13 protein-coding genes are annotated in these 13507 nt (G+C 57.3%); 12 read left to right on the top strand and 1 reads right to left on the bottom strand.

The genetic code is table 11. The annotated features are described in order from the left end of the window. The first annotated feature begins 66 nt into the window (after positions 1–66). The 3 genes from ACUVSA_RS01005 to acpP all read left to right on the top strand — a co-directional run bounded on the left by ACUVSA_RS01005 (position 67) and on the right by acpP (position 1797). A complete protein-coding gene (locus ACUVSA_RS01005) occupies positions 67–531 on the top strand; it encodes an NUDIX hydrolase (RefSeq protein WP_445893448.1) in 465 nt (154 codons plus the stop codon). Positions 532–646: 115 nt separating this feature from the next. Next, positions 647–1570: a TetR/AcrR family transcriptional regulator gene (locus ACUVSA_RS01000; protein WP_445893447.1), complete on the top strand. Its 924-nt coding sequence runs from the start codon at positions 647–649 to the stop codon at positions 1568–1570. Further along, complete coding sequence (acpP, locus tag ACUVSA_RS00995; RefSeq protein ID WP_445891416.1) at positions 1552–1797, top strand: acyl carrier protein; 246 nt, start codon at positions 1552–1554, stop codon at positions 1795–1797. Before ACUVSA_RS01000 ends, acpP begins: the two co-directional genes overlap by 19 nt. Before the next feature lie 441 nt (positions 1798–2238). On the opposite strand, the gene ACUVSA_RS00990 is transcribed toward acpP, so the two are convergent. Next, on the bottom strand, positions 2239–2433 hold the full coding sequence (locus tag ACUVSA_RS00990) for a hypothetical protein (RefSeq protein ID WP_445893446.1): 195 nt from the start codon (positions 2431–2433) through the stop codon (positions 2239–2241). 210 nt (positions 2434–2643) lie between these two features. On the opposite strand from ACUVSA_RS00990, the gene ACUVSA_RS00985 reads away from it, so the two are divergent. From ACUVSA_RS00985 to ftsW, 9 genes are all read left to right on the top strand, one after another. After that, the gene (locus ACUVSA_RS00985) at positions 2644–3897 is read left to right on the top strand and encodes an HlyC/CorC family transporter (protein ID WP_445891418.1); all 1254 of its coding nucleotides are present in this window, start codon (positions 2644–2646) and stop codon (positions 3895–3897) included. Between the two features lie 212 nt (positions 3898–4109). Beyond that, positions 4110–4562 (top strand): division/cell wall cluster transcriptional repressor MraZ, encoded by a 453-nt coding sequence (gene mraZ / locus ACUVSA_RS00980; RefSeq protein WP_445891419.1) that lies wholly within the window; start codon positions 4110–4112, stop codon positions 4560–4562. 80 nt (positions 4563–4642) lie between these two features. Then, on the top strand, positions 4643–5560 hold the full coding sequence (gene rsmH, locus ACUVSA_RS00975) for a 16S rRNA (cytosine(1402)-N(4))-methyltransferase RsmH (RefSeq protein WP_445893445.1): 918 nt from the start codon (positions 4643–4645) through the stop codon (positions 5558–5560). Positions 5561–5591: 31 nt separating this feature from the next. Further along, positions 5592–5855, top strand: coding sequence for a hypothetical protein (locus ACUVSA_RS00970; RefSeq protein ID WP_445891421.1), 264 nt, complete (start codon positions 5592–5594; stop codon positions 5853–5855). Between the two features lie 57 nt (positions 5856–5912). Beyond that, on the top strand, positions 5913–7907 hold the full coding sequence (locus ACUVSA_RS00965) for a penicillin-binding protein (protein WP_445893444.1): 1995 nt from the start codon (positions 5913–5915) through the stop codon (positions 7905–7907). Next, on the top strand, positions 7904–9478 hold the full coding sequence (locus ACUVSA_RS00960; RefSeq protein WP_445893443.1) for a UDP-N-acetylmuramoyl-L-alanyl-D-glutamate--2,6-diaminopimelate ligase: 1575 nt from the start codon (positions 7904–7906) through the stop codon (positions 9476–9478). Before ACUVSA_RS00965 ends, ACUVSA_RS00960 begins: the two co-directional genes overlap by 4 nt. Next, entirely contained in the window at positions 9475–10887 is a 1413-nt protein-coding gene (locus tag ACUVSA_RS00955; RefSeq protein WP_445893442.1) for a UDP-N-acetylmuramoyl-tripeptide--D-alanyl-D-alanine ligase, read from the top strand. The genes ACUVSA_RS00960 and ACUVSA_RS00955 overlap by 4 nt, the downstream gene beginning before the upstream one ends. Then, on the top strand, positions 10884–12359 hold the full coding sequence (gene murD / locus ACUVSA_RS00950) for a UDP-N-acetylmuramoyl-L-alanine--D-glutamate ligase (protein WP_445891425.1): 1476 nt from the start codon (positions 10884–10886) through the stop codon (positions 12357–12359). Before ACUVSA_RS00955 ends, murD begins: the two co-directional genes overlap by 4 nt. Next, positions 12335–13507, top strand: coding sequence for a putative lipid II flippase FtsW (gene ftsW / locus ACUVSA_RS00945; protein WP_445893441.1), 1173 nt, complete (start codon positions 12335–12337; stop codon positions 13505–13507). Before murD ends, ftsW begins: the two co-directional genes overlap by 25 nt.

Raw genomic sequence — 13507 nt, 5'->3', positions numbered from 1 at the left:
AGGCCCTTGAGAGAGGCTTTCGCCCTTGTCGGCGATGTCGGCCCTAGAATGCAGGAGCGATGTGGCATGAGCGGTCGTCAATATCCCCGTCGTCCTTTGGTGGGTGTCGGGGCGGTGGTTTTTCTTGAAGGCAAAGTGCTTTTGGTGCGCCGCGGTCGCGAACCAGCCTATGGGTTATGGTCGTTGCCGGGAGGTTTGGTCAAGCTGGGGGAGAGCCTTCAGGCCGCGGTGCAACGAGAGGTTTTGGAAGAAACGGGCCTTCATGTGAAGGCCGTGGACGTGGTGGCCTGCCTGGACCGGGTCCTTCGGGATACGGCCGGGCACATCGCTTACCACTATGTCCTTGTGGATTTTCTCTGTGAACTGCTCAGCGGTCGCCTGCAGCCGGGAAGTGACGCCCTGGATTGTGCCTTCTTTTTCCCGGAAAGCCTCAAAGACATGCCTCTCACCTCCGGTGCCGCCGAAGTTATCCACAAAGCCGAAAAGACGCGATGTCGAGGCGGCTGTGCCATCTACGATCCCTGCCTGTGATGCCCCGCATTCTTGACTTTGTCCTTGACAGAGGCGCCTTTGGCCATTATGACGGACCGGTCCGTCATGATTTTGCGATAAAGGGATCAAGAGGCCTATGGGAAAGGCGCGGCGCGTGTGGGCATCGGTTTTGACAACGGCGGGAGCCAGGGACGACCCTCGGGAACTGGCCCGTGCGTTGTGCCATGTCTTTCCGAAAAACGAGGGTCACGACGCGCCGGATCAGCTGGTCCAGTTTTTTGAGGCCGCAGTGGCGGAATGGGGCCAGCTTTCCCCAACCTTGCGGCCTTCCGCATCCGTGTTGGTCCAGGCCTTTCGTTCCATGGCGGTCCAATGGGGATCTTCAGAACTGGATTTTCTGGAGAGACTTCTGGCCGCTTTCCTGGAACAGTCTGTGGGCGAGAAGGCTGCGCGGCACACAGAGGGGCGTGACACGCGGGCGCGCATTCTGGCGGCCGCTCAGGAAGTCTTTTCGCAAAAAGGCTTTTACCAGGCGACCATGGACGAAATCGCCGAACGGGCTGACGTGGGCAAAGGCACGCTCTACCGACACTTCCCCAGCAAGGAAAACCTTTTTCATCAGTTGGTCCAGATCCGTCTCAAAGAACTGGAAGCGGAAGCGGAACGCGTTTTGGACAGTGAAGACGATGTGCTGTCCATGATCGAAAAGTACCTTTGCATTTATTTTGACTTCTTTGACCGTAACCAAGGTCTGTATCGGGTCATGGTCCACGAGCACCCGGATCTGGACGAAAGGCTGCAGGACCTCTATGTGGAAAAGATCATGCGACGGATTCCTCGCCTGAAGCGAAAAATCCGAGAAGCCCGCCTGCAGAACGTACTGAAAGATGTGAATTTCCACACGGTGTTTCACGGGGCCATGGGCTTCATTCACGGCGTCATTCAGCGCTGGCTGGCCCAGGACTGCACCTATTCTCTGGTCAAGGAATTACCGGCGGTAAAAGAAGTTCTTTTTTATGGATTTGTGAAGAAGCCGAAAACACGAGAGGAGGACATGCCATGGACATCAACGCAATGAAGGCAAAAGTGGTGGACATCATTGCCAATCAACTGGGCGTGGAAAAGGACGCCATTACCCCTCAGGCCCATGTGATCGACGATCTCGGTGCCGATTCTTTGGACGTGGTGGAACTGATCATGGCGCTGGAAGAAGCCTTTGACGTCGAAATTCCTGATGAAGAGGCGGAAAAAATTCGAACCGTTCAGGACATTTACGACTACATTGAAAAAATCCAGGCTGCTTGACCTCTCAAACGTTTCTCCATCGCGCCTGTGACCGCCGAGCGAGCCGCCTATTGCCGTTTGCCGGCGGTTTTTTGTGAAGAAAAAGCCCCCGCGGCTTGTTCAACAATGGACCTAGTACGCCCAAGAGCCGGGGGAAGGGGTATGCGGCAATCAAAGGAGAGGCCGCGCCATCTGCACATGCTCGGACCGGCACAAGCGGGTCCATTCCATTCATGGACCCCCAAGACACGGTTTTTTTGCGGGATTTTCCGGACCGACGATTCCCTGGAAGAGACACGCCGGGATTTTTTGCCGGATCAGTTTGGGAAGGTTTTTTGTGGCAAAGGCGCAGGGCGCGACCCCTTATGGTGCGATACGGCATTGCGACGGAATGAAGCCTCAGACGCAGTCAAAAAGCCACGGTCGAGAACGCTGCGAGACCCAAAGTAAGAAGGTCCTGCCTTAGGCCTCGTCGGAAAGGGCCAGCAATTCCCCACTCAAGGCCGAAGCGCGCGAATCCACCACGGTGTTCTTGACGGCCCAAAAGACGGCCCGAAAGGTGGCTTCAAAGTTAGTGGGAGACACTCTGCCCAGCTCGATGAATTTGATGACAACTTCTTTGGCGATCTTAAGAATCATTTCATCATCGGCGTTCATACTTTGTCTCCCTTCTGGTAGAGTGCCCCTCGCCCAAAGAAAAAGCCTCTGCTGGTTGGAGGGAAGGCCGGATGGGCTTAGCAGAGGCTTTTTAGGCCTGAGGGAAATACCCCGTGAGGCATTTCCCGGGCCCGAAGATTTTTACCACGAGTCTCCAAACGAAGGCAAGCGCGGAAGCTTTCCGCAGGCAAAGCCGACGGAAGGGTGATCATGGCCAAAGACATCGTGATCATGGCGCTCCTCTTGGGGTTGTCGGCCTTTTTTTCAGGATCCGAGACGGCCTATATGGCCCTGGATCGCATGCGACTGCGCCACAGGGCGCGCACGGACAAACGGGCTCGCCTTGCCCGAGGAATCCTCAAAGAACCTGAAAAGCTCATCTCCGCCCTCCTCTTCTACAACAATCTGGTCAACGTGGCTTTGTCGGCTTTGGCGACCGCTTTGGCCATCCAGATTTTGGGAGACAAAGGCGTCCTGGTGGCCACCGGCGTCACCACCTTGTGCCTGCTCCTTTTTGCGGAGATCACTCCGAAAACCGTGGGCGTCTACTATTCCGAAAAGATCGCTGTGGCCGTGGCCCCCGTGCTTCTTTGGTGCATTCGCCTCTGTTACCCCATTGTGCACCTTCTGTCCTTGGCGGCCAACGGGCTCATTCGACTCACCGGCTTGCGCAGACCCTCGGGGCATCGACGATGGACCGAAGAAGAAATTGCCATGGTCATCAAAGCCGGTACCGAGGAAGGTATTTTGGATCTGGAAAAACAAGACATGCTTCTCGGGATTCTGTCCCTGGAAAAAGTGCGGGTGGGCGATATCGCCGTGCCTCTTCGAGACGTGGTCAGTGTAAGCTTGAATGCTGGTTATGAGGAGGTCTACCGAGTGATTGCGACGCACAAGTACGCACGGTACCCGGTATACCGAGGCGACCCCAGCAACATCGTGGGCTTCATTCACGAACGCGATTTCTTTTTGCAACCCAAAGGGCCTGACTTTCGCCTTAAATCCATCGTGCGACCTCCCCATTTCGTTCCCGAACTGCGCAGCATTCGCCAACAGTTGCTTTACTTCAAAAAGGATCGAGCGCATCTGAGCATCGTTGTGGACGAGTACGGGGAAATTACGGGCATTGTGACCATGGAGGATGTGTTGGAAGAAATCGTGGGCGACATTCAGGACGAACACGATCCCCAGCGACGCTGGGTGCGCAAGGTCGGCGAAAAAACCTACATTGTGGAAGGGCGCCTCTTGGTGCGAGACGTCAACCGATGGCTGCGACTGGACCTGCCCGAGGAAGGCGTGAAAACCCTCGGCGGATTGGTTCAAAAGGCTTTGGGGCGCATTCCCCAGCCTGGGGACGACGTGGTGCTGCAAACCTATCGGCTGCATGTCCTTGAAATGCGAGGAAAAAGTATCAAAAAAATCCGCTTGGACTTGAATCTTCCGGCCAGGCCTCTTGACCCCTGAAGCTGTTCGAAAGAGGCGCAAAATTTTCGTTGAAGCACCAACCTTCCTTTTCATTGCGAATCCAGCCTCTTAGCCCATAAAAATTGCTCCCCCGATACATCCACTCAAAAGGGCCTTCACGGCCACTTTTCCCCCTTTTTGCGTTTGACACGGAAAAGATGTGGTGCTAGATGTGCTTAAAGTGGGAAAGAGTGGTTAAAAAGGGGGAAAAAGTGGGGCTCCTCAAGACGCCGCGATTTCGAGGCCAATTTGTGGTGCGCTTGGACGATAAAGGGCGTTTGCGGATTCCCACCAAGTTGCGCGAAACGCTGCAGCAAAACTACACGGATGGGCTCATTTTAGCCGCCGGACCGCGATGGCTGGACGCCTATCCTCCCGAAGTCTGGGAAATTCTCGAAGAAAAAATCATGGCCAAAGCCGGCCTGCATGAGGACTATCGGGCCCTGGTTCGCTATTACATTGCCAGTGGTGTGGAGTCGGAAATTGACAAGCAGGGCCGCATTCTCATTCCGTCCCTGCATCGGGATCGCGCAAACATTCAGCAAGAGGTCTTGGTGGTCGGCAGTTTGGATCATATTGAGATTTGGGATATGAGCCAATGGCGTGAGTATGACAAGTGGGCTGCAGACAATTTTGAACGTCTGAGCAAGGAGGCGTATTCCTGAGGGGAACGCTGTCTTTGCGGACCGCGAGCGGGCCAAACGCCGTGAAGCCACCGCACGCTCCTTTCAGTCGTCATTGTTCGGTGCTGCTGAAGGAGGCCGTGGGGTTTCTCAATTGTCGGCCGGGGGGACGGTATGTGGACGCCACGGTGGGAGGTGGAGGTTACGCCGAGGCGATCCTTGAAGCGTCTGCTCCGGACGGCCTTCTTCTGGGTCTGGATTGGGACCAGTCTGCGGTGGATCGCGTGCGGAGCAGGCTGGCGGCCTATGGGTCCCGGGCCCTCATTGTGTGGGCCTCGTTTGATGGATTGGCTGACGTTCTTCAATGGCATGGGTGGTCTGCCGTCGATGGCATCGTGGCCGACCTGGGCGTGTCCTCGGATCAGCTGGACGATCCTCAGAGGGGTTTGAGTTTTCTTCAAGAAGGACCTCTGGACATGAGAATGAATCCAGCGGAGGGGATCACCGCGGCCCATTTGGTCAATACGATGCCGGAAGAAGAGTTGGCGAACCTGATTTGGACCCTGGGGGAAGAGCGGTACGCGCGTTGCGTGGCTGCGGCCATTTGCCTTCGGCGGCGGATTCGACCTTTTGAAACCACAACGGATCTTGCCCAGGTGGTGGCGGCGGCGGTTCCCAAGAGTGCCGATACGAGGCGCCTTCATTCGGCGACGCGCACCTTTTTGGCTCTTCGGCTCGCCGTGAACCGGGAACTGGAGGTTTTGGAACGGTTTTTGGGTTCTGCGCTGCAGTTCCTGAAGCCCGGCGGTCGGTTCGTGGTGGTGAGTTTTCATTCCTTGGAGGATCGAATGGTCAAACGGTCCTTTCAGGAATGGGCCAAATCGTGCCGGTGCCCTCGAGACGTGCCGGTGTGCCGCTGTGAAGGCCGTCCCTTGGTCAAGCTGCTCACCAGAAAACCTATTCGGCCGCAAGCTGATGAAGTGGCCGGAAACCCTCGAGCTCGAAGCGCTCGGCTGCGGGCCGTGGAAAAACTTACCTGACGGGTGCAGCACCGACAACCCAGGAGGAAGCATGCGTTTTTTGGCGATTCTTCTCGGAACCTTGGGTGTCGGCTTGTCGGCCTTTTTCATGTGGCTTCAAACCCAACAGGTCAATGACAGCTATCGCCTGATGCAGCTGCAGGACGAATACACCATGTGGTTTGAAATCAAGCGGCGTGTGGAATTGGAATGGGGAAGACTGCAGGCTCCTGATCATCTGCGTTCGCTGGCTCGCAACCGATTTCGACTTCGGGAGGCTCGAGAGAGCGAGCGATGGTACCTGTCAGAGCCTTAAAGGAATTAGGCGTCGTGGTGTGAGGGGCTGAAAATTTTCCGTGACTAAGAGTGCGCCATGGGGGTGGAAGAGCAACGAACGGAAAAGAAAAGGCCGGGATTTCGGTTCTGGTTTTCGTGCCGCTTGCTGCAAGGATTCGGGCTCCTTCTGTGCGCTGCCATTCTAGGTCGCTCCCTGTATCTTCAGGTCGTAGACCACGCCAAGTGGAAGGAAATGCACATCGGCCAAGCGCAAAGCGTCGTGGACATTCCCGTGTACCGCGGAAAGATTGTGGATCGCCGGGGTCTGGACCTGGCCTTGTCGTTGAAGTCTCCTTCCCTGTTTGCCGATGGGGCGCTGGTGCAGGATCCCAAAACGACGGCGGCACGGCTGGTACCCATCGTGGGCGAAGCCGCCGACAAAATCGAGCAAAAGCTTCGGCAAAACAAACGGTTCATTCGGCTTCGCCGCGGGCTTTCCATGGAAGAGGCTCAACAGGTTGCGGGTCTCAAACTGCCGGGGATAGGCATGACTTCGGAGTGGCGCCGGTTCTATCCCTTCAGGCATTCTGGAGCCCATGTCATCGGTTTTGTGGGAGTTGACGGAGTAGGCTTGGAAGGCGTCGAAAAGGCGTATGATGGCTTGTTGCGCCAGTCGGTGCGATCCACGACGGCCCTCCGGGATGGGGGTCGTCGCAAGATTTGGCTACGTGAGACACCACCGCCTCTTCCTCAGGAACGATATGGTCTGCAGTTGGCTTTGGATGGGTACCTTCAGTCGGTCAGTGAGGAGGCGTTGCAAAAGGCCATTGAGCAACACCAAGCGGCCGCCGGCCAGGCGATCCTCATGGATGCCCAAACCTTTGAAGTCTTGGCCTTGGCGGTGTGGCCCGGCTTCGACCCAAACCATTACAGCTCGCATCAGCCTGCGGAGTGGCGAAACAGGGCCATCGCCGATGCCTTTGAACCGGGCAGCTCCTTCAAGACTTTTCTCATAGCTGCCGTATTGGACGCCAAGTCTGCCAAGCCTGAAGACCGCATCTTTTGCGAAAACGGAAGGATTCAGGTGGCCACCCATACCATTCGAGACGTGCATCCCCATGGGTGGCTGACTGTCGCGGAAGTGCTCAAGGTTTCCAGCAACATCGGTGCCCTCAAATTGGCGGACGCTCTTGGAGCGGAGCGGTTTTACCGGTATTTGGATCAATTTGGTTTCGGTAAAAAAACGGGTGTGGACTTGCCCGGAGAAATTTCGGGCACCCTTCGACCGCTGGCCTCGTGGAGACCGATCGACTTGGCGGTGACGGCGTTCGGCCAGGGAGTGACCGTGACGGGATTACAGTTGGCCAGTGCCGTGGCGGCCATTGCCAATGGAGGTCTGATGAAGACACCTCGAGTGGCCAAGGCGGTGTTGGACGCCGAGGGGCGTGTGGTCAAGGTGTTCGGCCATGAGGAAGGGCGTCGCGTACTGAGTGCGGCAACGGCCGCCAAGCTTCGAGAACTGATGCGGGGGGTTGTGGAGCCTGGGGGCACGGGAACCAGGGCGGCCCTGGCTCAATACACCACGGCCGGTAAGACAGGAACGGCTCAGGTTGTGGAACCTGGAACCCGCCGGTATTCTCTGGATAAATACACATCGGTTTTCGTGGGCTTTGCTCCCGCCACCCATCCTCGTTTAGTTCTGGCGGTGGTGATTCACGAACCCCAGCCGGAACATTACGGCGGCGTAGTGGCCGCCCCTGTGTTTCGTGACGTGATGGAGAAAGCCCTGCCCTACTTGGGGGTGCTGCCCGACAAGAAGCTGGAGGATCAGCCACCGACGGTGCGGATGGTATCTGCGAGCCCCGAGGAAGCCACCGCCGAAGGTGTGCCCATGATCTCAGCGGAAGACGACACGGTGATGATTCCCGATGTTCGAGGACTTTCGTTGAAAGCCGCGGTGGCCGTCCTGAAGGATTCCGGCTTGTCTGTGTTGCCTCAGGGCCGAGGCCGAGTTGTGCGCCAACATCCCGGGGCGGGTACCTCGGCGCGCAAAGGCGCGGCCGTGACCATTGAGCTGGAAGAGGTGTTGTGATTTCTCAAGAGAACTTTGCCAAACCTCTGGAAGCCCTGTTTGAAGACGTGCCCGGCGCGCGCCTGATGGGGCGTCGTGATGTGCTGGTGTCCGGGCTGTCCACGGACAGTCGTCGGGTGCGCCCGGGCCATCTTTTCGTGGCTTTGCGCGGATCGCGCACGGACGGGCATGCATTTGTGGAAGACGCGGTGCGTCGCGGCGCTAGCGCTGTTTTGGTGGAAAGGCTTCCTGAAACTGTCCTGGCCGTTCCAGCGGTGGTGGTGGACAATGCGCGAAAGGCCATGGCGGCGGCCGCCGCTTCCTTTTATGACCATCCGGTTCGGTCTTTGACCCTTGTGGGCATTACGGGCACCAACGGCAAAACGACCACATCCCTTCTCGTGGAAAGCATTCTGGCCCACGCCGGCATGCGGGTGGGTGTCATCGGCACTCTGGGATACCGCTGGGGCGCAGTGAAGGAAAAAACGGACATGACCACACCCGATGCGGCAGATCTGCAGCATATTTTTTCCCGCATGAAAAGGGATGGGGTGAGCCATGTGGTCATGGAAGTTTCGTCCCATGCCTTGGAATTGAGTCGTGTGGACGGAGTTTTCTACGATGTTGGGGTATTCACCAACTTGTCTCAGGACCATTTGGATTTTCATGGGTCCATGGAACGCTATTTTGAGGCCAAAAGGCGTCTTTTTGCCGAACACATCAAATCGCTTCGCGACGCTCAGCCCATGGTCGTAAACGGCGACGACCCCTACGGCAAAAGGCTCGCACAGGAATTCGCAAGGGCCGTGTGCACCTTTGGCGTGGAAGATGCGCAGAGCACTCTTCATCCTTTGAAGTACAAGCTTGGGGCGCAGGGCATCGAAGCGTCGGTGCAGACCCCTGCGGGCCCGGTAGCCATTTCCTCATCCCTCTTGGGTCGTCTCAACCTCTACAATATTCTGGCGGCCATCGGCGCTGCCCAATCCCTGGGGGTTTCTTTGCAGGCCGTGGCGGAGGGCATCGCCGCCGTCGATGCTGTGGACGGCCGGCTGCAGCGCCTTGACAACGACTGCGGTCTTCATGTGGTGGTGGATTTTGCGCATACCCCGGATGCCATGGAAAAAACCTTGGAATGCCTCAAGGAATTGTCTTCTAGGCGTCTGTGGGTGGTTTTCGGGTGTGGCGGGGACAGGGATCGCACCAAGCGTCCCGTCATGGGAGCCGTAGCCGGGCGTTACGGGGACCTAGTGGTCATCACCAGTGACAATCCTCGAACGGAAAACCCGGAAGCCATCGTCAAAGAAATCGAAGCCGGCGTGCAATCCACAGGAAAAGCGATGTTTTCCTTCAACGACGAGGTTCTTCCTGTGAGCGGCTACACTATCGTTGTGGATCGCCGCCATGCCATATTCGAAACCATCAGAAGAGCCGAACCGGGGGATGTGGTGTTTATTGGCGGAAAAGGCCACGAAACGTATCAGATTGTGGGCACACAGGTGCGCCCATTTGACGATCGTGTGGTGGCGGAAGAAGCTTTGGCCCAGCGCCGCGCTCTGATGATGTTGGCTCAAGCGGCTGAAGGGGTTTCATGATGTGGACCCTTGCCGGCATGGCCGAAGCCGTTCATGGCAAGCTTATGGGGCCATCCCTCGATGTGTCCCCGTCTCGCGTGGTCACGGACACAAGAACCCTGAAGCCCAACGATGTCTTTGTGGCGTTGCGAGGGGAGCGTTTTGACGGGCATGATTTTGTGGAAGAGGCCGTGCGGCGGGGGGCCGTAGCCGTGGTGGTGGAGGGGCTGCCATGGGCGCACAAGGTGGCTGAGCGTGCCTCGGCCATCGTGGTTCAGGATACCCTGCAGGCGCTGGGTGACTTGGCCCGCTGGGTTCGGCAGCGTTTTTCTCTACCCGTTGTGGGCATCACCGGCAGCAACGGCAAGACTAGCACCAAGGAGATGACAGCCTCCATTCTCGCCCGGCGGTTCAATGTTTTGAAAAACCCCGGCAATTTCAACAACCTCATCGGTGTTCCATTGACGCTCCTTCAGTTGACGGCCGCTCACGAAGCGGCCGTTGTGGAAATGGGCATCAATGTGGTGGGCGAGATGGAGCGTTTGGTGTCCATGGTGCAGCCGACGGTGGGCATCATTACGAACATTCATCCCACCCATTTGGAAGGCTTGGGGACCTTGAGCACTGTGCTTTCGGAAAAGGGCAAACTCTGGACACGGTTGCCTGAAAACGGCACCGCCATCGTCAATGGCGATGACGGGCGCCTCGAGGCTTTCGGCCAAGAAATGAAGGTGCGCCGCGTTGTCTGTTCCTTGGAGAAAGCCTCGGCGGATTTTGGCGTGGAAGGTTCCGTGACGGTCCTTCCGGGAGAGAGCCGGTTTCGGCTTGCGACACCCTCGGGAAGGGCAGCCGTTCGCCTTGCGGCCATGGGCACGCATCACGTGCGCAACGCCCTAATGGCCGCCGCAGCCGCTTATGTGCTGGGGTTTTCTTTGGAAGAAATCCAAGCGGGTTTGGAAGATTACCGTCCCGTCAAACAGCGCATGGTGCTTGTGGAGCTTCAGGACGGAATGGTGTTGGTGGATGACACCTACAATGCCAATCCCATGTCCATGGTGGCTGCCTTTCGTGCCGTGAAAGACGCCGCACAGGGAAACCCCATGGCCTTAGTCCTCGGAGAGATGCGGGAGCTGGGAGAGTCGGCCGTGTCATGGCATCGATGGGTGGGGGAACAGGCAGCGCAAACAGGGCCGACAGTGCTGGTGGCTCTCGGCGCCCATGGCCAGGATGTCCTTGACGGGGCCCAACGTGCCGGGTATGCCCCGCAGCGTTGTTTTCTGGCATCAAACCATGAAGAAGCCGCCCAGGTGCTGATGGAACACCTGGAATCCAGGCACTGGATATTGGTCAAAGGATCCCGCGGAATGACCATGGAGCGGGTGGTGGAAAAAATTCTCAAGCTAAAAGGTCTCACAGAGGCAGCCCCGTGAAATGGCAAAAGGCTGATGAAAATACCAATGAAAAACCTCTTCTGGTGGTGGTGGGGCTTGGTGTCTCGGGCCAGGCCGCCTGCCGTTGGGGATTGCGCCAAGGGTATCGCGTTCTCGGAATGGACCGATCTCAGGAGCCGCCTCTTCGGTCCGTGGCGATGAGCCTTGAAGCCGAAGGCATCCGTGTGCGCTTGGGCGCCCATCGGCTCGAAGACTTTTTGGATGCCGAGCTTGTGGTGGTGAGTCCTGGGGTTCCTGTGGACACGGAGGTGTTTCGAGCGGTTCAAGGGAGGGGCATTGCCGTGGTTGGGGAACTGGAATGGGCGTGGCGGTCTCTGAAGGTTCCCACCATCGCCGTCACGGGCACCAATGGCAAGACCACCACCACGGAATTGGTGGGGACTCTTTTACAGGCGGCCGGTTTCAGGGTTTTTGTGGGCGGCAACATCGGAACTCCGCTGGCCGGTTGGCTTGCGGATCATTGGGAAGACGTGGGCGGTGGAGCCTCCGCAGCGGACCTGTTGGACTGGTGTGTCCTTGAAGTGAGCAGCTTTCAACTGGACACCGCTCCCACCTTTGCGCCCGACGTCGGCATCGTGTTGAACGTGACCCAGGATCACCTGGATCGCTATGAGAGTTTTGACGCCTATGCGGCTTCCAAATTTTCCCTTTTTAAGAGACGCACATGTTGCGTGCAGACGGCCGTGATCAACAAAGACGATCCTGTCTGTCGCCGGTGGGTTTCCCAAATCCCCGCCTCCGCCTTGTTTTTTTCGCGCTCTGAACCCGGCGCGGAAGCTTTTACGGACGGCCGAATCCTTTCTGTGATGGACCGGCGTGGGGTGCACCACCGATTTCGTTTGGACCGATGGGCGCTGAAAGGATGGCACAACCTGGAAAACCTCATGGCCGCTACCCTGGCCGCGTTGCGCTGTGGCGTCGATCCTCAAAAAGTTCAAGAGGTCATTGACACATTTGGGCCGTCACCCCATCGCATGGAATGGCTGGGGACTATTGACGGCGTGGGGTTCATCAACGATTCCAAGGGAACCAACGTGGGTGCCGTGATCAAGGCTTTGGAGAGCTGTTCCCAGCCCGTGGTGTTGCTTTTGGGAGGGCGCTCCAAGAAAACGGAATTTCGACAACTGGCTCCCCTTTGTCCAAAAAAGGTGCGTGCTGTGGTGGGCTTTGGGGAAACAGGACCTCAAGCGGCCGAAGAGCTTTCAGGCCATGTTGCTACGGTGGTTGTCGGGGACCTGGAAGCGGCTTTTCACGAAGCTGTGCAACGGGCTCGCCCGGGTGACGTGGTGCTGCTGTCGCCCGCGTGCGCTTCTTTTGATCAGTATCCCAACTACGCAGCCCGTGGGGACCATTTTCGCGCGCTTTTTGAACAGCATAAGAAAAAGGCCTCGCAACGTTCAGGGAGGCCTGAGCAAGGTGCCGATGCATGGATAGCGACGGGGCGACCCTAGGCATGATGCGTTATGGACCTTCAGGAAGGGATGATGCGCCGACGACGACACTGTGGAGTCCCTCCGGACAGATCTGGGCCGTTGTGTTGTTACTTATGGCCTTCGGGATTGTGATGGTTTGGAGCGCCAGTGTTTCCGTGGGCATACGACAGAGCAGCGCCGTCAGTGGGCTGAATTCCTATCCCGTCAAGCAGGCGCTTTTTGCCGCTGTGGGCATTGTTCTGATCTTTTTTTTCGAGCGGTTTCCTTATCGAGTTTTTTTACCTTTGTCCAAGCTTGTCCTTTTGGGACTGATCGTGACTTTAGCGCTTGTCCTGATTCCGGGCATAGGTGTGGAGATCAACCATGCGCGCCGTTGGTTCGGTTTCGGATCATTTCTCTTGCAACCTTCGGAATACGCCAAAGTGGGTTGGGTGATTTATCTCAGCAGCTATCTCACCAGAAAGAAAGACCAGTTGCATCGTTTCTTTTATGGCATTGGCCCCTCACTGTGGGCCCTCGGGCTACTGTGCGTCCTTTTACTTCTAGAGCCCGATTACGGAACCAGTGCCATTGTGGTTGGGGTCAGTTTCGTGCTGTGGATGGCGGGCGGTGTGCCGTGGCGACACCTTTTCCTTTTCATTCCCGTAGCAGGTTTAGGTCTGGCCGCTTTGGTGATCCATTCCCCGTACCGGGTGGCGCGTCTCATGGCCTTTCTCAATCCCTGGACCGATCCGTTGGACAGCGGTTACAACCTCATTCAGTCCCTCATTGCGGTTGGATCCGGCGGATTCTGGGGCAAGGGCCTTGGCGCGGGCCAACAAAAGCTCTTTTATCTGCCGGAACCGTTCACAGATTTCATCGTGGCCGTCATGGCCGAAGAACTTGGGTTTGTGGGGATTGTGTTTCTGACGGCCATGATCATGTTTTTCTCATGGCGGGGTCTCGGCGTGGCCTTGAAAGCCACGGACGATCTAGGCGGCCTTCTCGCTTTGGGACTGACCTTTCTCATTGTCTTTCAATCGTGGTTCAACATCGGCGTCGTTTTGGGGTTGTTTCCCACCAAGGGATTGACGTGTCCTTTTCTGTCTTACGGCGGCAGTTCTCTGACCGCCAACTGCATCGCCGTCGGCATCGTTTTGAATGTGGCCCGGCGAGCTCGTTGGTGA

It is taken from the genome of Desulfosoma sp. (genome assembly GCF_052743555.1).
The sequence above is the reverse complement of the archived record's forward strand: the minus strand, read 5'-3'. Positions and strand labels throughout refer to the sequence as shown.

Coding starts and splice junctions, on each gene's coding strand:
- ACUVSA_RS01005 (WP_445893448.1), top strand. CDS start 67: ATGAGCGGTCGTCAATATCCCCGTCGTCCTTTGGTGGGTGTCGGGGCG.
- acpP (WP_445891416.1), top strand. CDS start 1,552: ATGGACATCAACGCAATGAAGGCAAAAGTGGTGGACATCATTGCCAAT.
- ACUVSA_RS00990 (WP_445893446.1), bottom strand. CDS start 2,433: ATGAACGCCGATGATGAAATGATTCTTAAGATCGCCAAAGAAGTTGTC.
- ACUVSA_RS00985 (WP_445891418.1), top strand. CDS start 2,644: ATGGCCAAAGACATCGTGATCATGGCGCTCCTCTTGGGGTTGTCGGCC.
- ACUVSA_RS00970 (WP_445891421.1), top strand. CDS start 5,592: ATGCGTTTTTTGGCGATTCTTCTCGGAACCTTGGGTGTCGGCTTGTCG.
- ACUVSA_RS00965 (WP_445893444.1), top strand. CDS start 5,913: ATGGGGGTGGAAGAGCAACGAACGGAAAAGAAAAGGCCGGGATTTCGG.
- ACUVSA_RS00955 (WP_445893442.1), top strand. CDS start 9,475: ATGATGTGGACCCTTGCCGGCATGGCCGAAGCCGTTCATGGCAAGCTT.
- ftsW (WP_445893441.1), top strand. CDS start 12,335: ATGGATAGCGACGGGGCGACCCTAGGCATGATGCGTTATGGACCTTCA.